The following is a 22,647-nucleotide window of genomic DNA, read 5'->3' as shown; positions in this document are numbered from 1 at the left end:
CTCCCTGTTTAAGCGCGATCTGCGACACGTTCGCCGAGCAAGCCCGACGGACGGAACACCAGCACGATGATCAGCACCACGAACGCGAACACGTCCTGGTAGTTACTGCCGAACACACCGCCCGTCAGATTGCCGATATACCCCGCCCCCAGTTGCTCGATCAGTCCCAGCAGCACGCCGCCGACCATCGCCCCGCCCAGGTTGCCGATACCGCCCAGCACCGCCGCGGTAAATGCCTTCAGCCCCGGGATGAAGCCCATGTAGAAGTGGGCGTTGCCATACTCGGACGCGATCATCACGCCGGCCAGCGCAGCCAACGCCGAGCCGATCATGAAGGTCGCGGAGATCACGAAGTTCGGGTTCACGCCCATCAGCGACGCGACGCCCGGGTTCTCGGCGATGGCGCGCATTGCGCGGCCGAGCTTCGTCTTGTGCACCAGCAGCAACAAGCCGCCCATCACGAGGAACGCCACCACGATGATCACGATTTCCGTCATCGAGATGACGGCGCCCGGACGATCGGCCGTGGCGGTGATCACGTTGATTGGATCAGTCGGCAGGAGCTGGGGGAAGGCCAGCGGATTGCGGCCCCAGATCATCATGGCGAGCGTCTGGAGAAGAATCGACACGCCAATGGCTGTAATCAGCGGAGCCAGGCGGGGCGCCCGGCGCAACGGCCGGTAAGCCACGCGTTCAATGGTGTAGCCGACCAGCGCGCAGACGACCGCGGCGACCACCAGCGCAATGACCAGCACCAGCGATAACGGCAAGCCCGGAAAATGATTCTGCATCACGCCAATCGCAGAAAGCGCGACCATGGCGCCGACCATCAGCACGTCGCCGTGCGCAAAGTTGATGATGCCGAGAATCCCGTACACCATCGTGTAACCCAACGCGATGATGGCGTAGACGCTGCCTAGCACCAGCCCGTTGATAATCTGCTGGATGAAAATATCCATTGAAGGCTCCTTAGCCCGTGCGACTAGATTTACGCTTTATCGCTGGCCGATAAACCGAAGGGAAGAAAAAAACGCAACGGCACCGCGCGTACTTGAAAAATAACTCTAAAACGTCTGAAACTGACTACGTATCTAAGGGATTGCCTTGAGTCCCGCGCATGCGCCGCGCGGCGCTGCAGCACAGGGTCAGGGCGTTATGACGTCGATGACGTTCTTCTTGTTATCCTTGAAATCGATTAGCGTGATCGCACCGCCGCCTTTCAAATCGCCTTTGTCATCGAACGCGATATGACCCGTCAGGCCATTGAAATCCGTCGAGCCGATTGCCGTCAGCACCTTGGGTGCTTCAACCGAGTTAGCGCGTTTCATTGCGTCGACAATCACGTAGACCGCGTCGTAGGTGAACGGCGCGTAGTCCTGGACCGGGGAGTGGAAACGCGCTTCATAACGTTTCTCGAAGTCCGCGCCTTTATCGAGTTTCGGCAGGCTCACGCCGAGTTCCGTGCACACCACGTTCGGCGACGCGTTGCCCGCGAGCGTGGCCATGTCCACGGAACAAAGTCCGTCGCCGCCGAGGATTTTCGCCTTCAGCCCGAGCGCCGCCGCCTGTTTCGCGAACGGGCCGCCCGTTACGTCCATGCCGCCGAACATCACCACGTCGGGCTGGACGCGCTTGATTTTGTTCAGGATCGCCTTGAAGTCCCTGGACTTGTCGGTCGTGGCCTCGTGGCCTGCAATCCGGCCGCCGTTCGCCACCACCGCTTTCGCAAATTCGTTCGCGAGACCGCGACCGTAGATGCTGGCATCGTCCACGACCACGATGCGCTTGCCGCGCAGCGTCTTCACCGCGTAGTTCGCGAGGACCGCGCCCTGGCGGGTGTCCGTCGGGATTACGCGAAAGGTCGTCTTGAAACCTTGCTGCGTGTACGCGGGATTCGTCGTGGCCCCGGAAATCTGCGCCACATTAGCGTCGCTGTAGATCTTCGATGCCGGAATCGATACCGCCGAGTTCAGATGGCCGACCACCGCCACGACGTGATCCGCCACCAGTTGCTGCGCTGCTGCGGTGCCCTTCTTCGGATCGGCGGCGTCATCTTGCGCGTCGAGTTCGAGATGGATCGCGTGACCGTCGATGGTCAGTCCTTGCGCGCTGATTTCTTCGATAGCCAGCCGCGCGCCGTTTTCATTGTCTTGCCCGAGGTGAGCCAGCGGTCCGCTGAGCGGCGCGACATGGCCAATTTTCACGACCGTTGCATTGCTGGCAGGCGTGGGCGCTGACGCCGCACTTGCCGCTGCGTCCGCTGCCGAAGCTGCCGACCCCGCCGGCGCACTTGCCGCGACGCTTGCCGATGCTTCCGGCGTCGCCGACGCCCCAACGGCTGGTTCGTTTTCACTCTTTTTGCTGCATGCCGTTGCCATCGCAACCGCAGCCGCGATGGTCACAACAAAGCCAAACTTAATTCGCATTCAGTAGGTCTCCGGCGCCTTCAAAAGCTGGTGTTTCCAGCCCATCCGGCTTGGAACGCGCGCATTGTAACTCGGTTTTTGAGACGTGCAATATTGTTGATTGACAGGGGTTTTCCTCCATTGCAACCCCATTTTTCAACGCGAATGAGCGCAAGAGCGCAACCGGGTTGCGCTCCACGACGGTGCGCTAGTTGCACCATTCGCTGGCGCTGTGGGTAAACACCGAGCTGTGCCTGTGGATTGCGGAAGGGAATATTTCGTCGAATGCACCTGAAAAGTGCAACGATTCTACTGCGCGGAGAGTTGGATTGCCGTTGTCGCGCGCCTCGCTGACACTAATTGACTTCAGCGAGCGCGTTTTCTTGATAAAAAAACCGCGCCAACTCGAGTCGGCGCGGTTTTTCAGCTGCGACGGCAGTCCAGCCCTATATATAAAGGCGGCTTACTTCTCCGACGGCAGGGTCAGCCCGCGCGGCAATGGGAACGACACCTTTTCCTCAATACCTTCAAGCGGTCGCACATTGCGTACGCCCAACTCACGCAGTCGCGCAATCACGGCTTGCGCCAGCACTTCCGGTGCCGAGGCGCCCGCCGTCACGCCGATGCGCTTTTTCCCTTCGACCCATTTGGGATCGATCTGCGTGGGCGAATCCACCATATAGGCCGGAATGCCGCGCTTTTCTGCCACTTCGCGCAAGCGGCTGGAGTTTGAGCTGTTCGGGCTGCCGACCACGATCACCACATCGCACTGTGGCGCGAGAAACTTCACCGCATCCTGACGATTCTGCGTGGCGTAACAGATGTCCTGTTTCTTCGGCTCTTTCACCGACGGATATTTCGACTTCAGCGCCTGGATGATTGCCGACGCGTCATCCACCGAGAGCGTGGTCTGCGTCACATAGGCGATGCGGTTCGGGTCCGCAAGCGCCAGCGCCTGCACGTCCTCGATATCCTCGACCAGATGCATGCCCTGCCCGCTCTGACCCATGGTGCCTTCCACTTCGGGATGGCCCTTGTGCCCGATCATCACGATATCGAAGCCGTCCTGGCGCATCTTCGCGACTTCCATATGCACTTTGGTCACGAGCGGACACGTAGCGTCGAATACACGCAAACCGCGCGTCTCGGCCTCGGCGCGAACCGCCTTCGACACCCCGTGCGCACTGAAGATCAGCGTGCTGCCTTCGGGCGCATCCGCCAGGTCTTCGATGAACACCGCGCCTTTCTTGCGCAGGTCCTCGACGACATAGGCGTTGTGCACGATCTCGTGACGCACGTAGATGGGCGCGCCGAACAGCGCAATGGCCCGCTCCACGATTTCGATCGCACGATCGACGCCCGCACAGAAGCCGCGCGGCTGCGCGAGGAGAATTTCGACATCGAGAAGGGTGTCAGTGGAGCTCATGGCTACAGAATTCCGATGATTTTCACTTCGAACGCCAGCGGCTGGCCGGCAAGCGGATGGTTGAAATCGAACAGCGCCGAGGTTTCGCCGACTTCCTTCAGGACGCCCGCATAGCGGCCGCCTCCAGGCGCGTTGAACTCCACGAGATCGCCGGGCGAAAAATTCTCGCCGATCATGGCGTTCTCGCGCAGCGTGGCAAGCGACACCCACTGGAGCATGTCCGGGTTGCGCGGACCGAACGCCTGCTCGGGCGTCAGCCGAAAGGTCGAGTGGTGCCCCACTTTCAGACCCATCAGAATGTCTTCAAGCGGCGGAGCAAGGTGGCCCTCGCCCAGCAAAAGCGTGGCGGGTTTGTCGGCGAACGTGCTGACAATGTCCGCACCATCCTCAAGCGCCAGCCGGTAGTGAAGCGTGACGTGCGAACCGGGTTTCACTTCGGAGATATCGATGATGCTCATGTTTGATCGTATTAGCCGTAAAAGCCGCAATCACCTTGTCAGTCGGCGCTGCCGCCCAATAAAGGACCGTGCGTCCGGACGGGACGCTGTCTTGGCGAAAGCCTGGCTGACGCCCGGGAGCCGCGCCACTTGCGGCCTGATATCGGGCGTAAATGGCCGCCAGACCGTCAGCAAGGCGCCCAGGCAGGCGCGAAACCCCCATTGTAAGCCACAGTGCCTCGGCCTCGCCTTAGTCTCTCCAGCCGCCCTGAACGACATCGGGCAGCCGCGCGCCAGCGGCTCGCCCTTAACCGGAGCACGCCATGAACGCCCGTCTTGAATTAGTGCAAACCGATTCTCCCTGCATTGCCGATGCCTTTCGGACAGCGCCTCTTCCTCTTCCTCTTCCTGGCGATGACAGTCTCGCTGCACCGCGCATGCTCGACTGGCCTGAGCATGATCGTCCGCGTGAGCGCCTCTTGCAGCAAGGTGCGCACGCGTTGTCGGATGCCGAGCTGCTGGCTTTGTTCCTGAACACGGGGCGGCCGGGCATGACATCGGTGGATGTTGCGCGCGGCCTCCTCACACGGTTCGAATCGATTCGCGGCGTGCTCGGAGCGAGTGCGACCGAATTACGCAGGTTCGGCGGTATCGGGCCGGCCAAGGCGGCGCTGCTGCTGGCGGTGTCCGAGCTATGCCAGCGGGCCTTGGCCGAGAAAACGCGGGACCGGCCGCTGCTTGATGCGCCCCAGGCGGTCGAAGACTATCTGAAGTGGCTGATCGGCAACCGGCCGAACGAGGTGTTCGTCACCCTGTTCCTGGACGTACGGCATTGCCTGATAACCGTAGACGAATCGGCCAAGGGGTCGCTCTCGCGCGTAGCCGTCTATCCTCGGGAAATCGTGCGCCGGGCGCTGACGCTGAACGCGGGGAGCCTGATCGTGGCGCATAATCACCCCTCGGGCGGCGTCACGCCGAGCGCGAGCGATCGCCGGCTGACCCGCTTGCTGCACGAGGCGCTGGCCCTTATCGATATCCGGTTGCTGGATCATCTGGTCGTGGCGTCGAACGAAGTATTTTCTTTTTCGCGACAGGGCTGGATGCCGAGTTGACCGGCCTTTGATCGGCGAACAACGGCGAAACATTGTCCAGACGGCCCATACAAGGCGAAAAAGTCACGAAATCAACTGTGCGCGGCGCGCTCGGGTACCTCCTTCGATACCAAAAAGAGTTGATTTTGCTGGTTTTTTGCGGTTAGAATCTCGGTTTGCTTCTTTCAACCAACCTGTTCCGAGCGTACGCAGTCATTTCGGGCAAGCCTCTCCGGTAGCCCGTAGCGGTCCAAAGTGTACTTGGCGTTCGAACTCAGAATTAAAGCGTATTAGGAGTGCTCTCATGGCACGTGTATGCCAAGTAACCGGGAAGGGGCCGATGAGCGGCAACAACGTTTCCCATGCGAACAACCGCACCAAGCGTCGTTTCCTGCCCAATCTGCAAAACCGTCGCTTCTTCGTTGAAAGCGAAAACCGTTGGGTTCGTCTGCGTCTCTCGAACGCCGGCCTTCGCCTGATCGACAAGAACGGCATCGACTCCGTGCTCGCAGATTTGCGCGCACGTGGTGAAGTCTAAGGAGCACGAAAATGGCCAAGGGCGCACGCGATAAGATCAAGCTGGAATCGACCGCTGGCACGGGTCACTTCTACACGACCACGAAGAACAAGCGCAACATGCCGGAAAAGATGGCGATCAAGAAGTTTGATCCCGTTATCCGCAAGCACGTTGACTACAAGGAAACGAAGATCAAATAAGGTCTCTGTTTCGTTTGTATCGCTGCACAAAAAGCCTCGCTTCTGCGAGGCTTTTTGCTTTGGTTCAGCCGGTCTTCGCTCATTCCTTCGCCTTACTGGCCGAACGGCAAAGTGTCGGTCGCGTTTCCCACGCGTTATGCTCGCCGTCCGGACTTTTTACGTGCTATCGGCGTGAATCGAAAGTCATGGCGGACAACAACTGACGGAGACATGGCAGGATGAATTTCGATGTGGCAATCATCGGCAGCGGACTGGCGGGCCTGAGCGTCGCCCTGAATCTTGCGCACACGCGGCGCGTCGTGATCCTCGCCAAGCGCAGCGTGAGCGAAGGCGCAAGCGATTGGGCGCAAGGCGGAATTGCAGCGGTGCTCGACTCCGGCGACAGCACGGACAACCATGTCGATGACACGCTCATCGCCGGCGCCGGACTGTGCGACGCCGCCGCCACGCGCTTCATTGTGGACAACGGGCGCGCGGCTATCGAATGGCTGATCGAACAAGGGGTGCCGTTCACCAGGGATGGCTCGGCCGAACTCGGCTTTCATCTGACGCGCGAAGGCGGCCACAGCCACAGGCGGGTCATTCACGCCGCCGACGCCACGGGCCACGCGGTCGTCACAACGCTCAACGAGCGCGTGCGCAATCATCCGAATATCACCGTCCTCGAAGATCATCACGCGATAGACCTGATCACATCCGAGCATCTCGGGCTCCCCGGGCATCGATGTCACGGGCTGTATGCGCTCGATATTGCCAGCGGGCGCACCGTCACCATCGAAGCGCCGCATACGGTGCTCGCGACCGGCGGCGCCGGGAAGGTCTATCTCTACACTACGAACCCCGACACCGCGACGGGCGACGGCATTGCCATGGCCTGGCGCGCGGGCTGCCGCGTGTCGAACATGGAGTTCATCCAGTTCCACCCGACCTGCCTGTTTCATCCGTACGCCAAGTCGTTCCTGATCTCCGAAGCGGTCCGCGGTGAAGGCGGCATCCTCCGCTTGCCCGATGGAACCCGCTTCATGCCCGCGCACGACGAACGCGCCGAGCTGGCGCCACGCGATATCGTGGCCCGGGCGATCGACTTCGAGATCAAGAAGCGCGGTATCGACTGCGTGTATCTCGATATCAGCCACCAGCCCGAGGCGTTCCTGCAGGAGCACTTCCCTACCATCCTCGCGCGCTGCCGGGAGTTCGGTATCGATATAACGAAGGAGCCGATTCCCGTCGTGCCGGCCGCGCATTACACATGCGGCGGCGTGGTCACGGACCTGGCCGGGCGCACGGATCGCGCTGGACTCTATGCGGTGGGAGAAACGTCGTGCACGGGCTTGCACGGCGCCAACCGGCTGGCGAGCAATTCGCTGCTCGAATGTCTCGTGATCGGACGCGCTGCGGCGCAAGCCATGGAAGCCGAAGGGTATGCCACGAGCGCGCATGCACCGCTGCCCGCATGGGACGAAAGCCGCGTTTCCGATCCCGACGAGGAAGTTGTCGTCGCGCACAATTGGGACGAATTGCGCAGGCTGATGTGGAATTACGTGGGCATCGTACGCACGGACAAACGCCTCGCCCGCGCGCAGCATCGGATTGCGTTGCTGCGCGACGAGATCCACGAGTACTACGCGAACTTCAAGGTGAGCCGGGACCTGCTCGAACTGCGCAATCTGGTCGATGTCGCTTCAATGATCGTTGAAAGCGCGTGTTCGCGGCGTGAAAGCCGCGGCCTGCATTTCAGCCGCGATTGGCCGGAGACATTGCCGAAGGCGCTGCCCACCGTGCTCACGCCGCCCGCGGTCAGGCGGCGTGAAAGTTAGCCCTCTCGCACGGCATCCAGCGCGCACTGCACCAGATCCTGAATCAACGGCGCGACTTGGCCGGCGCGCGTTTCGTCGTATGCATATGGGCGCGTTTCTTCCATATACGTGATCTGCGAGAGTTCGAGCTGCACCGCGTGGATGCCGTCCTGCGGCTTGCCGAAATGACGCGTGATGTAGCCGCCCTTGAAGCGCCCGTTCGCAACAGCCGTGTACACGCCGGTCCTGGCGACCATCGCCTCGAGCTTTTCACCGAGTCCCGCGACCGCGCTCTCGCCGCCTGCGGTGCCCAGGTTGAAGTCGAAGAGCTTGCCATCGAAGAAACGCGGCACGTGCGAGCGGATGGAATGCGCTTCCCACAACAGCACCTTGCCGTGCGCGGCTTTCAGACGCGCCAGTTCTTCGCTCAACGCATCGTGGTACGGCCGCCAGTATTTTTCGCGACGATCCGCAATCTGTGCTTCGGTCGGCGCGCCACCTTCCGGGTAAAGCGGCTCGCTGTTGAAGGTATCGACGGGACAAAGGCCGGTTGTATCGCGTCCCGGGTAGAGGTTCGCGCCATCGGGCGGACGGTTAAGGTCGATCACGTAGCGCGAATTGAACGGCGCGAGAATCGACGCGCCCATGTCCGCCGCGAACCCGTAGAGACGTTCGAGATGCCAGTCGGTGTCGTCGACTTCGCGGGCAATCGGATTCATGGTCGCGGCAACGTCCGCCGGAATCTGCGTGCCGGCGTGGGGAATCGAAATCAGCAGCGGCGCAGTGCCGCGCTTCAAGGTGAAAACTTGATCGGTCATGGGTGGATTCCTTTATTTGAGCAGGCCCGCCAGCGTTTTTCGATACTGCCCGAACGCTTCGCGCTCATCGCGATGCCGGCGCGCTTCAACCACGACTCTACCGCCGACACAAACATCCAGCACCGGCGTCTCGCCATGTTCGCAGAACACCACGCCCGATAACCACGCGTCCGGCGCCTGGCCCGCAATAGCCGAATGGTCAGGATCGAGCACGATGAAATCGGCCCGGCGCCCCGCTTCCAGCGCGCCGACCGCGCGCCCGGTCGCGTACGCGCCGCCTTCAGTGGCGGCATCGAAAAGACGATCGGCCACGTACGTTTGTTTCTCCGATGCCAGCACGTTGCGCTCGCGTCGCGTAAGCCGTTGTCCGTATTCGAGCAGGCGCAGTTCCGAGCGCCAGTCGAGCGCGATGTGGCTGTCCGAGCCAAGCCCGAACCGGCCGTTATCGGCGAGATAGGCGTGCGTCGGGAAAATGCCGTCGCCGAGATTGGCTTCTGTGGTCAGGCACAAGCCGGCGACGGCGCGGCTTGCGGCCATCGCGCGGACTTCGTCCTGGTCGACGTGGGTCGCGTGCACGAGGCACCATCGTTCGTTCACGTCGAAGTTGTCGAGCAGCCATTGCACCGGACGCGCTTTCAGGACGTCGAGGCACGCATCGACTTCGGCCGTCTGCTCGGCAATATGGATATGCACCGGCGCGCCGGGGAATTCGCGGTCGAGGCCGTCGAGCATGCGGCCCAACGTCTCCTTCGATACCGCCCGCAGCGAGTGCGGCGCGACGCCGTATCGGAGATTGCCGTTTTCCGCTTGCGATGAACGCAACGAAACGAGCGCATCAAGGAGGGATTCCGGCGTGTGGATGAAGCGCGCCTGGCCCGGTGTGGGCTCGCGTGCGCCGAAACCGCTGTATTGATAAAGCACGGGCAGCATCGTCATGCCTATGCCGGTTTGTCCGGCCGCATTGACCACGCGCGCCGCCATTTCAGCGGGATTCGCGTAGGGCGCGCCGTCGGGCGTGTTGTGCACGTAGTGGAACTCGCAAACCGACGTGTAACCCGCCTTCAGCATTTCGATGTAAAGCCAGCGCGCGATATCGCCCAGACTTTCCGGCGAGATCCGCGATGCAAACCGGTACATCAGGTCGCGCCAGCTCCAGAAACTGTCCGTCGGGTTCGCACGATATTCGGTGAGGCCGGCCATTGCGCGCTGGAACGCGTGCGAGTGGAGATTCGGCATGCCGGCGAGCACGGGGCCGTTGGCTTTTTGCACGCCGGCCGCTTGCTTCGTGTCCGGCGTCACGGCGATCAGCGTGCCGTGATCGTCCCATTCGAGCAGCACATCGCGGCGCCAGCCATCCTGCAAACGCGCGTGTTCGGCAAACAGGCTGTTTTTTGTCATGCGATTTTCCGTTTGTCTACAGTGACCGCGCCGTGCCTCACCACCAGCGCGCAGCGTTCCAGCCCGGTCCAGTAAGCCAGTTCCGCGAGCGTCACGATATCCCATGCGACGAAATCCGCCTTCGCGCCGAGCTTGATCTCGCCGGTGACATCGGCGTGACCGAGCGCTTTTGCGCCGTGGCGCGTAACGCCCGCGAGCACCTCGGCCACCGATAGACGAAACAACGTGCAGCCCATGTTGAGCATCAAGAGCAGCGATGTGCTCGGCGATGTACCCGGATTGCTGTCGGTGGCGAGCGCGATCGGAACATCATGACGGCGCAGCAGATCGGTGGGAGGAAGTTGCTTTTCGCGGATGAAATAAAACGCGCCGGGCAGCAACACGGCCACCGTGCCGGCTTCGCGCATGGCGATGGCGCCGGCTTCATCGAGGAATTCGAGGTGATCGGCGGACAATGCATGGTGCTTCGCCGCGAGCGCCGCGCCGCCCATCAGCGACAACTGCTCGGCGTGCATTTTCACCGGCAGGTTCAGCTTCGATGCCGCGCCGAACACGCGCTCGGCCTGTTCCAGCGTGAACGCAATGCGCTCGCAGAAAACATCGACGGCATCTACGAGACCTTCGGCCGCGAGCGTCGGCAAGATCTCGTTGCAAACGTGGTCGATGTAGTCATCGGCGCGACCGGCGTATTCCGGCGGCAACGCATGCGCGCCGAGAAACGTGGTCGAGATCGTCACCGGCCGGGTCTCAGCCAGACGCCGCGCGACGCGCAGCATCTTGCGCTCGGTCGCCAGATCCAGCCCGTAGCCCGACTTGATTTCCAGCGCCGTCACGCCTTCGGCGAGCAGCGCATCGAGGCGTCGCAGCGATTGCGCGAAGAGTTCGTCTTCGCTTGCCGCGCGCGTGTTGCGCACCGTCGAGACAATCCCGCCGCCGCGTTTGGCGATGTCTTCGTAACTCGCGCCTTCGAGCCGCATCGCGAATTCTTCCGCGCGGTTTCCAGCGTAGACGAGGTGTGTGTGGCAATCGACCAGACCCGGCGTGACGATTCTTTGCTGCAGGTCGTGGCGTACGGCATCGGTGTAGGCCGGCGGCATTTCAGCCTCCGCGCCGAACCATTCGATGCGGCCATCGCGCACGACAATCGCCGCGTTCTCTATGACTTCTGCCGGATCGGCGCGCGGCGAAAGCCTTGCGTTGCGCCAGACTTGCAAAGTGTTACTGGAGGCCATGTCCGGGATCCTTTGAAACGATACGGGCGTCGATCAGAACCGCGTCTTGCGAAAGCGGTTCGATGCTCAACACGCCATTCTCGCTTGCATCGAAAACCATTGCATCGCCCTGGGACAAACGCTCGCCGTTCACCGCAAATGCGCCGAGCGCCGCGAACAGCACGACGCTGCCGCGCGCCACGTCCAATTGTTCAGCCAGACGACGAACCGTCACGTTCCCCGACGCACGATCGCGCCTTGACATGAGGTTGAAATCGCGCGTGGGACCGTGCGGCAATTCCGCGCTGATCGACGCTTCGCCCGCAAACGCGACCGAATCCCAGCGCGAGAGAACATACTCCGGCCCTTCGGAATCGATGAGCACCATCTGCTCGCCCTCGATCAGCGTCAGCACACGATCGATTCCGTCGAACACCGAAAACGCGCCCGCCTCCGATACATCGGCAACGCTCACACGCCAGTCGAACGCATCGAATGCGGCGCCCTTCGGCGACGCCGCGATCTCACGTGTCGCGCCGCCACCGTTTTTCCACGGCACGGCCTTCAGATCGGCCGCGCGAATGATGCTGAAGGCAAGAGACATATCAGGTCGTGATGAATGGAAGGTCGAGGCCGAAGTTCTTCGCGCATTCGATGGCCTGCTCGTAACCGGCATCGCCATGACGCATCACGCCCGACGCGCAGTCGTTCACCAGCACGCGTGCGAGACGCTTGTGGGCGGCTTCGGTGCCATCGGCGACGATCACCATGCCCGCGTGTTGCGAGTACCCCATGCCCACGCCACCGCCGTGATGCAGGCTCACCCACGTCGCGCCGCCGGCGGTGTTCAGGAGCGCATTGAGCAGCGGCCAGTCCGACACGGCGTCCGTGCCGTCCTTCATGCTTTCCGTCTCGCGATTCGGGCTCGCGACGGAACCGGTATCCAGATGATCCCGGCCGATGACAATCGGCGCCTTCAGCTCACCGCTCTTCACCATCTCGTTGAACGCGAGACCGGCAACGTGACGCTCACCCAGCCCGAGCCAGCAAATCCGCGCCGGCAAACCCTGGAAGGCAATGCGGTCGCGCGCCATATCGAGCCAGCGGTTCATGCCGGCGTTATGCGGGAACAGTTCCTTCAGCTTGGCATCGGTCTTGTAAATGTCTTCCGGATCGCCCGACAGCGCGACCCAGCGGAACGGGCCCTTGCCTTCGCAGAACAACGGGCGGATATACGCGGGCACGAAGCCGGGGAAATCGAAGGCATTTTTCACGCCGTCATCGAAGGCAACCTGACGCAGGTTGTTGCCGTAATCGACGGCCGGGATTCCCATTGCGTGGAAATCGAGCATGGCCTGGACGTGCTGCGCGCACGAGCGTTGCGCGGCGGCCTTGAGCTCGGCGTGTTGCGAGGCGTCCAGCGATGCCGCGCGCCACTTTTCCAGGCTCCAGCCGGCCGGCAGGTAACCGTTGATCAGGTCGTGCGACGAGGTTTGGTCAGTGACCAGATCCGGCTTGATGGCGCCGGCCTTGGCGCGGCGCACGAGTTCCGGCAGCACTTCGGCGGCATTGCCCAGCAGCGCGATCGAGATGGCGTCGCCTGCGGCGGTATGTTGCTTGATGAGTTCGAGCGCGTGATCGATATCCTTTGCTTGTTTATCGACGTAGCGCGTGCGCAGACGGAAGTCGATGCGCGTCTGGTCGCACTCGATATTCAGCGATACCGCCCCCGCCAGCGTCGCCGCGAGCGGCTGCGCGCCACCCATGCCGCCCAGGCCCGCCGTCAGGATCCAGCGGCCCTTCCAGCTACCGTTGAAATGCTGGCGCGCCGCTTCCACGAAGGTTTCGTACGTGCCCTGCACGATCCCCTGGCTGCCAATGTAGATCCAGCTCCCGGCCGTCATCTGGCCGTACATGAAGAGGCCCTTGCGGTCGAGCTCGTTGAAGTGCTCCCACGTCGCCCATTTCGGCACGAGATTCGAATTCGCGATCAGCACGCGCGGCGCGTCGGCGTGCGTCTTGAATACGCCAACCGGCTTGCCCGATTGTACGAGCAGCGACTCATCGCTTTCCAGGCGTTGCAGCGTTTCCAGGATCTTGTCGAGGCACTCCCAGTTGCGCGCGGCGCGGCCTATACCGCCGTACACAACCAGCTTGTCCGGGTTCTCGGCGACTTCGGGATCGAGGTTGTTCAGCAGCATCCGGTACGGCGCTTCGGTAAGCCAGCTCTTGCACGTAAGTTCGGTGCCGCGCGGTGCGCGCAGGGGACGTGGGTTGTGGTTTTTCATCGAAGCACTCCTTGGACAGGATTGAAAGTATTCGGTCTTTTGAGGCCGATGCCGCGGCTTTCGAAGCGCTGCGCGGGTCGGTCGACAAGTTGTATATACAAGTCTGAATTAAAATAAAAAGGAGCGCAAGTGAAGGTTAATCGATTCCCGTAGGGGTTTACTTTGATGACGCAGGAACCGGGCGTGGCGCGGCTTGGCAGCGGGGAACAATGCAAATGCCGCCAGCAAGTGGCGGCATGAATCTGTCTATACAGCGGTTTAGAAAACTGGCGCAGCCTCGCAGACGAAGGCAACAGCGGCGGCGATATCGCCCGCGAGCGGCCGGTCATCACGATATGGCGAGATCACCGCACGCACGCTCCGGTACACGGCGTCCGTCCTGGGCGCGCGCGTCAGGTCGGGGGGCTGCAGGTCGTAGGCCTGCGCCGCGGCAAGCAATTCGATCGCAAAAATCCGCTCCGCGTTCGCGATGATCTCCAGCGCCTTCAGCGCTGCCGGCGTCGCGTGGCACAGATGGTCCTCCTGCAGACCGGACGTGATGCCGCCATCGAGGCTGGCAGGCATTGCGAGCCGCCGGTTGTGCGCGACCAGCGACGCCGCCGTGTACTGCGCGATCATGAAGCCGGAACACGTGCCGCCGCTATCGGCGAGGAATGCGGGCAAGCCGCTCACCAGCGGGTTCACCAGCCGGTCGATACGCCGCTCCGCCATCGCAGCGACTTCGGCCACGGCCGTGCTCAGGCTGTCCATCGCGAGACCGATCGACGCGCCCACCGCATGCGCCTGGGAAAAGACGCGCGGCGCGGCAAGCGTGCCGGTGACGACGGGGTTGTCGGTGACGGACGCCAGCTCGCGGTTCACGACTTCGGCGGTGGTCGCGAACACATCGCGGGCAGCGCCGTGGACGTGGGGGATCGTGCGCAAGCTCAGCGGGTCCTGCGTGCTGCGCCCAAACGACGCCGCGATGATCCCGCTGTCGGCCAGAAGCTCGCGCAAATGCGCGCCCACCACCGACAATCCCGGCGATATCCGCAGCGCAAGGGAGTCGGCATCGAAGGCGGCGGCCTGCCCGCGCAGGTTTTCGAAGGTCATTGCGGAAATGGTGTCGGCCCATTGCAGCAGGCGCTCGGTGCGCGCCAGCGCAAGAGAGGCGAGCCCCGTCACGCACGGCGTGCCGTTGACCACGCTAAGGCCTTCCTTCGCCTCCAGCACCAGCGGTTCGCGTTCGAGCCGCTGCAACGCACAAGCCGCGCTGAGCCGGCCAGTGTCATCGCGGACAAATCCTTCGCCGATCAGCACCAGCGCGATATGCGCCATATGACTCAGATAACCGACAGACCCGAACGCCGGCACTTCGGGAATCGCCCCGCTGTCGAGCAGCGTGACGAGCAAATCGACCAGTTCGAGCCGCACGCCTGACTTCCCGTGCGCGAAGTTGTTGACCGCCGCCGCGATGATCGCCCGCGTCTCCTCGCGCCGCAGTGGTTCGCCGACGCCCACCGAGTGGCTCATCAAGATGTTGCGCGACAAAGTGCGCTGTTCGGACGGCGACACGATCACATCGCACAGCGCGCCCACGCCCGTATTCACGCCATAAGCGCGAATCCGGCGCTCGACGATCTGCTCGACCAATGCGCGCGCATGATCGATCCGGGCGCGTGCATCGAGCGATAAAACCAGCTTCGCGCCATTCGCAATCCGCGCGATATCGCGCCATCCAAGCGGCGCATCGAGATTCACCACGGCCGATGTATATCCATGATTGAAACCGTTATTCAGTCCGGCGCCGATGACCACGGAATCAATCGATGGCGCCTGCAAAAGGGAACTGGCCAGCACGATAACCTCGCTTGCAGATTAGTTGGCGGTACGTGAATGATGACTCGATACAAACTGCTGGAAGCGTTCCGAGCATCGTCCATTGAAAAGGTCGTCGGGGGACCTTCGGCATCGACTTGTCCCTGATGCAGGAACATCACCCGGTTCGACACATGCCGCGCAAAGCCCATCTCGTGCGTGACGACCAGCATGGTCCGCCCTTCTTCGGCCAGCGCGCGCATCACGCGCAGCACTTCGCCGACCAGTTCGGGATCGAGCGCGGACGTGGGTTCATCGAAGAGCATGACCTTCGGGTGCATTGCCAGTGCACGCGCGATCGCGACGCGCTGTTGCTGGCCGCCCGACAAATGCGCAGGGTACGCATCGCGTTTTTCATACAGGCCGACCTTCGTCAGCAACTGCTCGGCTTCTTCAACGCACTCGGCACGCGTGCGCTTTTGCACACGCAGCGGCCCTTCGATCACGTTCTGCATCACCGTCATGTGCGACCAGAGATTGAAACCCTGGAACACCATGCCGAGCTGCGAACGAATCCGGTCGACCTGCTTGCGGTTGCCGGGCTGCAGACGTCCATCGCGGCCCCGCTTCATTTCGATGGCTTCGCCCGCCAGTTTCACTTCGCCGTCATCCGGCGTTTCAAGCATGTTGATACAGCGCAGGAACGTGCTTTTGCCCGAGCCGCTCGCACCCAGGATCGAGATCACGTCGCCTTCGTGCGCATCGAGGGAAATGCCCTTGAGCACGTGCGCATCGCCGAAAGACTTGTGGATGTTGCTCGCGGAGAGCGCAATGGAGCTGCTGGTGTTCATGAGTTTCTCCCTCCGATTCAGGAATCGATATGCGTGTTTGGCACCGTCGTTGCCTTGAGCGATGCAGGCACAGGTTTCTTCGATACCGTTTCGTTACGATCACGCAGATGCGGCGAGAGCTTCTTTTCGAGCATCCCGAGCGCACGCACGATGATGAAATTCAGCACGAGATAAATGGCCGCGGCGCAGACGAACACTTCCATGGTCCGGTAGGTTCGCTGGATGATCTGCTGCGCGACGCCGGTCACGTCCCAGACGGTGACGAGACTTGCAAGCGCCGTCGATTTGACGAGCAGCACGGCTTCGGTGGAATACGCAGGCAGCGCATAGCGCAGCGTGATCGGCGCGATGATCCGGCGCAGCACCGTCCAGCGCGACATGCCGCATGCGAGCGCCGCTTCAATCTGGCCATGCGGCACTGACTGCAGACCGCCACGGATGATCTCGGCGGTATAACCTGCGGTGCACAACGCCAGCGAAAGAATCGCGCACGCATAAGGCTCGCGAAGCACGGGCCAGACGATGCTCGCGCGGACCGCGGGAAATTGCCCCAGCCCGTAATAAACAAGGAACATCTGGATCAGGAGCGGCGAGCCGCGAAACACCAGGATGTACGCGCGCGCAAACCGGTTTATCGCCCAGTTGGGGCTGACGCGCATTGCGACGATCACGAGCGAAAGCAGGCCACCCACAATCAGCGAGGCGAAGAAAAGCCCGAGCGTGGTCGGCACGGCGGCCAGGAGTTTCGACAACGTATCGCCGAGAAATTCGAAATCGATGTTCATGGTCGGATTCTCTTGGGACGTTCGTCTTAATGGCGCGCAAGCGTGCTGCGAAACGACCGGCCGATGCGCGCTTCAGCGCGATCGAAGACACGGTTCGACAGGCTCGTGAGGATCAGGTAAAGCGCCCCGCCGACCACATAGAACGTGAAGTACTGATGCGTCGATCCGGCCGCGACCTGGCTCGTGCGCATCAGTTCGGCGAGCCCCGTCACCGCGATCAACGCTGAATCCTTCAGGCTCAACTGCCACACATTGCCGATCCCCGGCAGCGCAAAACGCACGACCTGCGGGATCAGCACGCGGCGCCACAGCGTCGGCGTGGACATGCCAATGGCGCGCGCCGCCTCGATCTCGCCACGGGACACGGCCAGCACCGCCGAGCGGTAAACCTCCGCCTGATACGAGCCCGAAATCAGCCCGATGGCGAGCGCGCCGACCACAAACGGCGGCACGCCGATAAATCCATCGGCGCCAAAAAACTGCCCGACGGCGGTGACCACCGAAGAACCGCCGAAGTAGAAGAGATAGATGATCAGCAGTTCGGGAATGCCGCGAAAGAGCGTGGTGTACGCATCGCCGATAACCCTCAGCGTGCGGCTGCGCGACAGTTTCGCGGACGCGACCATCGCGCCGAACACAGCGCCCACGGCAAGCGCGGCGATGGTCAGAAGCACGGTCATGAGCAGCGCGACCAGCAACGCGCCGCCCCACCCTTGCTCGCCGAAGCCGAGTAGTTGAACCAGATTCATCTTTTATCTCCTGCGGTGTTGCATCGTCCTGGGGGCGTTGATCAGGCAGCGATCAAATCAAGGCGTGGCGTCGACCTTCATCCACTTCATGGAAAGACGCTTGACGGTGCCGTCGGCGAGCGCCGCGGCGATGCCTTCGTCGAACTTGGCCTTCAAGTCCTTGTCAGACTGGCGGAATGCGAGCGCTTCGCCCGGACCCCAGACCGGTCCCGAGATCTTCGGTCCTGTGAAGGCCAGGCCCTTGTTTTCCGGCTTGGCGAACGCCGATGCCCAGTACGTGCTGTCGTCGAAGGCGACATCGATGCGGCCAGCCACCAGATCCAGGTCATGCTCCGGCGCGGTTTTGTACTCGCGGATGGTGGCGACGTCCTTGAAGTTCGTATCGATGAACTTCGTGTACACCGTGCCCGACTGAATGCCGATGGTCTTGCCCTTCAGCGCCACGCGCAATGCATCGACGGTGGTTTTGTCGTGGGCTGCGTCGCCCGTGAGTTTCACGATCTGCCCGGCACCGGGCTGCTTCGCGAGCGCAGCAGGCGCGTCACCGGAAGCGACGAACGCGGCCGGCGTGGATGCGTAAGGCCGGGAGAAAGCGATGATCTTTTCGCGTTCAGGGGTGACCGAGATCGCGTCCATGAGCACGTCGAACTTGCCCGCTTGCAGCCCGGCGATCATGCCGTCCCAGTCCTGCGTCACGAGCTTGCACTGGATCTTGATGCGATCGCACACGTTCTGGATGAGCTCCGGCTCGAACCCGCCGAGTTTGCCGCCGGGCAGCGTGAGGTTCCACGGTTCGTACGCGCCTTCCGTGGCGATCGTGACGGTTTTCCAGTCCTTCGCCTGCGCATTGGCGGCGCCGAGCGCGATAACACCAACGGCCACCGATGCCGCCAGTCGAGCCAGCAAGTTCGTTTTGCCTGTCATAGTTGAGCCACTTTTCCGAAAATGAGTGATTGACCGATTGGCGAATCGCCAACTTGTATAGACAAGCATGCATCGAACAAAAAGGACTGGCAACGGTTTTTGTTCGCGGGCGCGAAAACCTAGGGAAAATACCGAGCGGCTTGACGGACAAGGCTTACGGGGAAGTTACGGGGATTAACGGAACGAATTCGGCGGAAAAACAGCGCACTTCGGGGAGAACGTCGCAAAGTTGTCTAGACACGACATTGTGCGAGATGCAGGGGAAAACCTCGATCATGGCGCGTTGCACGCCATGATCGTCGTGCACTCAACGCGTCATTCCAGACGCATCGAATAATCCGTGGCGCGCACATCCTTCGTCAATGCGCCAATCGAAATCCGGTCCACGCCCGTCTCCGCAATCGTGCGCACGCTATCGAAGTTCACGCCGCCCGATACCTCCAGCACTGCGCGTCCGGCCGTCAGGCCGACAGCGTCGCGCATGGCGTCGAAGCTGAAGTTGTCGAGCAAAACGGATTCCGCCCGATGCGCGAGCGCGGTCTCGAGCTGCTCCAGCGTTTCGACTTCGATCTGGATGGGCACGCCGGCATTCAGCGCGAGCGCCGAATCCATTGCCGCGCCTACGCCGCCGGCGGCGGCAATGTGGTTTTCCTTGATCAGGATGCCGTCATAAAGTGCGAGCCGCTGGTTCGCGCCGCCGCCGACACGGACCGCGTACTTCTGCGCGAGACGCAGGCCGGGCAGCGTTTTGCGGGTATCGAGGATCTGCGCGCGCGTGCCGTCTATTGCGTCAACAAAGCGCCGCGTCGCGCTCGCCACGCCCGAGAGCAACTGCAGGAAGTTCAACGCATTGCGCTCCGCGGTGAGCAGCGCACGCGCCGGGCCGCGCAGCAACACAACGGGCGAATCAGCACGCATCCGCGCGCCTTCCTGATAAAGCCATTCAACGCGAATCGATTCATCCACGCGCCGCATCGCGCCCTCGAACCAGGGCACGCCGCAAAGCACCGCTTCCTCGCGAACGATGATCCGCGCTGTCCTTTCTATCTTCGCCGGGACCAGAAGCCCGGTGCGGTCGCCATCGCCGATATCTTCGGCAAGCGCATCGGTCACGTTGCGTGCAAGCGCCTGGTCGAAGGCCGCGCCGTATTGCGCACGGATTTCATTGAATAAAGGGGAAACCAACTGACTGGCAGAAGTCATTCACGCCGCTCCAACGTTTGAAAACAACGAACCATCCTTCGCCAGATCGCCGCTCGCCTGCACGCGCTTCTTGTGACGCGCTGCGAAGTCGAGCATCCGGTCGATAGGAACACGCGCCCGTTCACCGATCGCGCGATCCACGAAAATCTCGTTGTTGCCGCGCTCCAGCACCGCGGCGAGATTGGTCAGCCCGTTCATGGCCATCCAGGGGCAATGCGCGCAACTCTTGCAGCTCGCGCTATTGCCGGCGGTCGGCGCTTCGATAAACTCCTTGCCCGGCGCCGCAAGCCGCATCTTGTGCAGAATCCCGAGATCGGTCGCAACAATGAAACGCTTCGCGTCGAGCTTGACGGCGGCATCGATCAATTGCGTGGTCGACCCCACCACGTCCGCCAACGCAACCACGCCTTCCGGCGATTCCGGATGAACGAGGATTTTTGCATCGGGATATTCGGCCCGCAGCAGATCGAGTTCGACGCCCTTGAACTCATCGTGCACGAGACACGAGCCTTGCCACAGCAGCATGTCGGCGCCGGTTTTCTTCTGGATGTACGAGCCCAGATGCCGGTCCGGCGCCCAGAGGATTTTTTCGCCACGCGCGTGCAGGTCGGCGACGATTTCCAACCCGATCGACGATGTCACCATCCAGTCCGCCCGCGCCTTCACAGCCGCGCTGGTATTCGCATACACGACGACCGTGCGGTCGGGATGTGCATCGCAGAAAGTCGAGAATTCGTCGGCGGGACAACCGAGGTCCAGCGAACACGTGGCGTCCAGATCGGGCATCAGCACGCGCTTTTCAGGGCTGAGAATCTTCGCCGTCTCGCCCATGAAACGCACGCCGGCCACAACCAGCGTGTGCGCTGCGTGGTCGCGCCCGAAGCGCGCCATCTCCAGCGAATCCGCTACACAACCGCCGGTTTCATCGGCGAGCTCTTGCAGCTCGGCATCGACGTAATAATGTGCGACCAACACCGCTTTCTCGCGCACGAGCAACGCGCGAATGCGCTCCTTCAACTCGCGCCTCTCTTCCCGCGACGGCGCATCGGGCACTTTCGCCCATGCTTGGCCGATGCCGCACGTCAACCCTTGCGGCAGGTCGTACTCGACGCTTTTTATCGCCTGTTCCATCGCTTGCCTGTCTCCAATCTCGTAAAAACGGCGCGCATGTTGCCGTTCCAAAACGACAAAACCCCGCCAGAGCGGGGTCTCGTAACGTCACGAAATTTTAGCGGATAACAGTGACGAAGGTTTCTGCGTTTTGGGTCGTGGTTCAGACCACTCGTCAGGCGTACCGGCGCAGGCGCGATGCGAAATCCTGCAGCGCCTTGATGCCGCTCTGCTCCGCCCGATGACACCAGTCCTGCAATTGCGCGAGCAGTTGTTCGCGCGACGCATTGGAACGGTCCCACATGGCAGCCAGATCCTGGCGCAACTCAATGTAGGTGCGCAGTTTGTGGTTGTCCGAGAACAGCGCCGGCAATTGCTGGCGTTGCGGCTCGTCGAGACCGGCTTCTTCCTTGTGCGCCCATTTGCGCGCACCGCGCATCAACTGGTATTTATCGGTGGAACCGCCGTCCTTCAGTTTCGACAATTCCTGACGATACGCACGCTTCATGGCCTTGCCGTAACGCGCCATCACTTCGTAGCGGTTCGACAAGACGGCTTGCAGCGTGTCGTGATCGAGCACGGGCTTCGATGCCGACAAACGCGGCGTGGGCGCGATCTTCTTGACCTTGGCAAGCTTGAACGCCGACATGATGCGGATATACATCCAGCCAATGTCGAATTCGTACCACTTGTTCGACAGCTTCGCCGACGTGGCGTACGTGTGGTGATTGTTGTGCAGTTCTTCGCCGCCGATCAGGATGCCGAGCGGAAAGATGTTCGTGCTGGCGTCCGACGAGTTGAAGTTGCGATAACCCCACCAGTGAGCAAGACCGTTGACCACGCCGGCGGCCCAGAACGGAATCCAGATCATCTGCACGGCCCAGACCGAAAGACCCACGATGCCGAACAGCGCCACGTCGACCACCATCATGATGCTGATGCCGAGAATCGGGTAACGCGTGTAGACATTGCGTTCCATCCAGTCGTTCGGCGTGCCGTGACTGAACTTGCGCATGGTTTCCTCGTTCTTGGCTTCCGAACGATAAAGCTCGGCGCCTTCGAGCAGGACTTTCCAGATGCCGCGCGTTTGCGGGCTGTGCGGATCTTCTTCGGTCTCGCACTTGGCGTGGTGCTTGCGATGAATCGCGGCCCATTGGCCGGTCAGCATGCCGGTGGTCATCCACAGCCAGAAACGGAAGAAGTGACTGACGGCCGGATGCAGCTCCAGCGCGCGGTGCGCCTGGCAGCGATGCAGGTAGACGGTCACGCCGATGATCGTGATGTGCGTCATCACGAGAGTGAACAACAGGATTTGCCACCACGTAAGGTCCAGCAAACCGTTGGCGAGAAATTCAAGCGATGAATTCAGCAAGGCAATTTACCTAAAAGGCGGTGAAATTTAGCCGAACGAAAACAGTATCGACGGCTGTTGGGTGCATGAAAGGATTATGCACGTGGTTCGACGGCATTTTACGTCAAGCGTTCCAAGTCTTTGTGTGCATGGAGGAAATTTTTGATTTCGCGCAAAAGCAACGGGAATTTTGACCGCTTGATTGCCGCTAAATCAAGTGCGCTTAACCCCGATTTCCTCCTTTTTGAGAACTTGACCACGGATTGGTCGCCAATCCGTGTCAAGAAAGG

The 22,647-nt window shown here is 61.7% G+C and carries 20 protein-coding genes and 1 pseudogene; 4 read left to right on the top strand and 17 right to left on the bottom strand.

Going from position 1 to position 22,647, the window contains the following annotated elements:
- Positions 1 to 8 precede the first annotated feature (8 nt).
- The 4 genes from AX768_RS03085 to AX768_RS03070 all read right to left on the bottom strand — a co-directional run bounded on the left by AX768_RS03085 (position 9) and on the right by AX768_RS03070 (position 4,289).
- Entirely contained in the window at positions 9 to 959 is a 951-nt protein-coding gene (locus AX768_RS03085) for a branched-chain amino acid ABC transporter permease (RefSeq protein ID WP_061998739.1), read from the bottom strand.
- A gap of 186 nt (positions 960 to 1,145) precedes the next feature.
- Entirely contained in the window at positions 1,146 to 2,426 is a 1,281-nt protein-coding gene (locus AX768_RS03080; RefSeq protein ID WP_061998738.1) for a branched-chain amino acid ABC transporter substrate-binding protein, read from the bottom strand.
- 442 nt (positions 2,427 to 2,868) lie between these two features.
- The gene (gene ispH / locus AX768_RS03075) at positions 2,869 to 3,831 is read right to left on the bottom strand and encodes a 4-hydroxy-3-methylbut-2-enyl diphosphate reductase (RefSeq protein ID WP_061998737.1); all 963 of its coding nucleotides are present in this window, start codon (positions 3,829 to 3,831) and stop codon (positions 2,869 to 2,871) included.
- 2 nt (positions 3,832 to 3,833) lie between these two features.
- Entirely contained in the window at positions 3,834 to 4,289 is a 456-nt protein-coding gene (locus tag AX768_RS03070) for an FKBP-type peptidyl-prolyl cis-trans isomerase (protein WP_061998736.1), read from the bottom strand.
- A 416-nt stretch (positions 4,290 to 4,705) separates the two neighbouring features.
- Here AX768_RS03070 and radC point away from each other — a divergent pair, with 416 nt between their 5' ends.
- The 4 genes from radC (at position 4,706) to nadB (ending at position 7,893) form a co-directional block, all read left to right on the top strand.
- Positions 4,706 to 5,380, top strand: coding sequence for a RadC family protein (radC, locus tag AX768_RS03065; RefSeq protein ID WP_086386624.1), 675 nt, complete (start codon positions 4,706 to 4,708; stop codon positions 5,378 to 5,380).
- A 283-nt stretch (positions 5,381 to 5,663) separates the two neighbouring features.
- Positions 5,664 to 5,897 (top strand): 50S ribosomal protein L28, encoded by a 234-nt coding sequence (gene rpmB, locus AX768_RS03060; RefSeq protein WP_031359861.1) that lies wholly within the window; start codon positions 5,664 to 5,666, stop codon positions 5,895 to 5,897.
- 11 nt (positions 5,898 to 5,908) lie between these two features.
- A complete protein-coding gene (gene rpmG / locus AX768_RS03055) occupies positions 5,909 to 6,076 on the top strand; it encodes a 50S ribosomal protein L33 (protein WP_061998735.1) in 168 nt (55 codons plus the stop codon).
- Positions 6,077 to 6,294: 218 nt separating this feature from the next.
- On the top strand, positions 6,295 to 7,893 hold the full coding sequence (gene nadB, locus AX768_RS03050) for an L-aspartate oxidase (protein WP_061998734.1): 1,599 nt from the start codon (positions 6,295 to 6,297) through the stop codon (positions 7,891 to 7,893).
- Here the strand turns inward: nadB and hutG are convergent.
- From hutG to AX768_RS02985, 13 genes and pseudogenes are all read right to left on the bottom strand, one after another.
- A complete protein-coding gene (gene hutG, locus AX768_RS03045) occupies positions 7,890 to 8,690 on the bottom strand; it encodes an N-formylglutamate deformylase (protein ID WP_061998733.1) in 801 nt (266 codons plus the stop codon). The genes nadB and hutG overlap by 4 nt on opposite strands.
- Before the next feature lie 12 nt (positions 8,691 to 8,702).
- Positions 8,703 to 10,088 (bottom strand): formimidoylglutamate deiminase, encoded by a 1,386-nt coding sequence (locus tag AX768_RS03040; RefSeq protein WP_061998732.1) that lies wholly within the window; start codon positions 10,086 to 10,088, stop codon positions 8,703 to 8,705.
- Positions 10,085 to 11,320 carry an imidazolonepropionase gene (hutI, locus tag AX768_RS03035; protein ID WP_061998731.1) on the bottom strand — a complete coding sequence of 412 codons (1,236 nt, stop codon included), beginning with the start codon at positions 11,318 to 11,320 and terminating at the stop codon, positions 10,085 to 10,087. Before hutI ends, AX768_RS03040 begins: the two co-directional genes overlap by 4 nt.
- The gene (locus tag AX768_RS03030) at positions 11,307 to 11,903 is read right to left on the bottom strand and encodes a HutD/Ves family protein (RefSeq protein ID WP_061998730.1); all 597 of its coding nucleotides are present in this window, start codon (positions 11,901 to 11,903) and stop codon (positions 11,307 to 11,309) included. Before AX768_RS03030 ends, hutI begins: the two co-directional genes overlap by 14 nt.
- 1 nt (position 11,904) lies before the next feature.
- Positions 11,905 to 13,587 (bottom strand): urocanate hydratase, encoded by a 1,683-nt coding sequence (gene hutU, locus AX768_RS03025; protein ID WP_061998729.1) that lies wholly within the window; start codon positions 13,585 to 13,587, stop codon positions 11,905 to 11,907.
- A gap of 258 nt (positions 13,588 to 13,845) precedes the next feature.
- Positions 13,846 to 15,366 (bottom strand): HAL/PAL/TAL family ammonia-lyase, encoded by a 1,521-nt coding sequence (locus AX768_RS03020; protein WP_082778858.1) that lies wholly within the window; start codon positions 15,364 to 15,366, stop codon positions 13,846 to 13,848.
- Positions 15,367 to 15,444: 78 nt separating this feature from the next.
- A pseudogene (locus tag AX768_RS03015) lies at positions 15,445 to 16,235 on the bottom strand (ABC transporter ATP-binding protein).
- A 17-nt stretch (positions 16,236 to 16,252) separates the two neighbouring features.
- A complete protein-coding gene (locus AX768_RS03010; protein WP_061998728.1) occupies positions 16,253 to 17,020 on the bottom strand; it encodes an ABC transporter permease in 768 nt (255 codons plus the stop codon).
- Between the two features lie 26 nt (positions 17,021 to 17,046).
- Positions 17,047 to 17,769, bottom strand: a complete 723-nt coding sequence (locus tag AX768_RS03005) for an ABC transporter permease (RefSeq protein WP_061998727.1) — start codon at positions 17,767 to 17,769, stop codon at positions 17,047 to 17,049.
- A gap of 57 nt (positions 17,770 to 17,826) precedes the next feature.
- Entirely contained in the window at positions 17,827 to 18,693 is an 867-nt protein-coding gene (locus AX768_RS03000; protein ID WP_061998726.1) for a transporter substrate-binding domain-containing protein, read from the bottom strand.
- A gap of 315 nt (positions 18,694 to 19,008) precedes the next feature.
- Entirely contained in the window at positions 19,009 to 19,896 is an 888-nt protein-coding gene (nadC, locus tag AX768_RS02995; protein ID WP_061998725.1) for a carboxylating nicotinate-nucleotide diphosphorylase, read from the bottom strand.
- Positions 19,897 to 21,027 carry a quinolinate synthase NadA gene (gene nadA / locus AX768_RS02990; protein WP_061998724.1) on the bottom strand — a complete coding sequence of 377 codons (1,131 nt, stop codon included), beginning with the start codon at positions 21,025 to 21,027 and terminating at the stop codon, positions 19,897 to 19,899. It abuts the gene before it with no gap.
- Positions 21,028 to 21,181: 154 nt separating this feature from the next.
- On the bottom strand, positions 21,182 to 22,378 hold the full coding sequence (locus tag AX768_RS02985; RefSeq protein ID WP_061998723.1) for a DesA family fatty acid desaturase: 1,197 nt from the start codon (positions 22,376 to 22,378) through the stop codon (positions 21,182 to 21,184).
- Positions 22,379 to 22,647: the final 269 nt, after the last annotated feature.

Origin of the sequence: Burkholderia sp. PAMC 28687, from assembly GCF_001577465.1 — a bacterium.
Taxonomy (GTDB): domain Bacteria; phylum Pseudomonadota; class Gammaproteobacteria; order Burkholderiales; family Burkholderiaceae; genus Caballeronia.
Note: the sequence above shows the minus strand (reverse complement) of the source record. Positions and strands in the feature narration are given on the sequence as shown.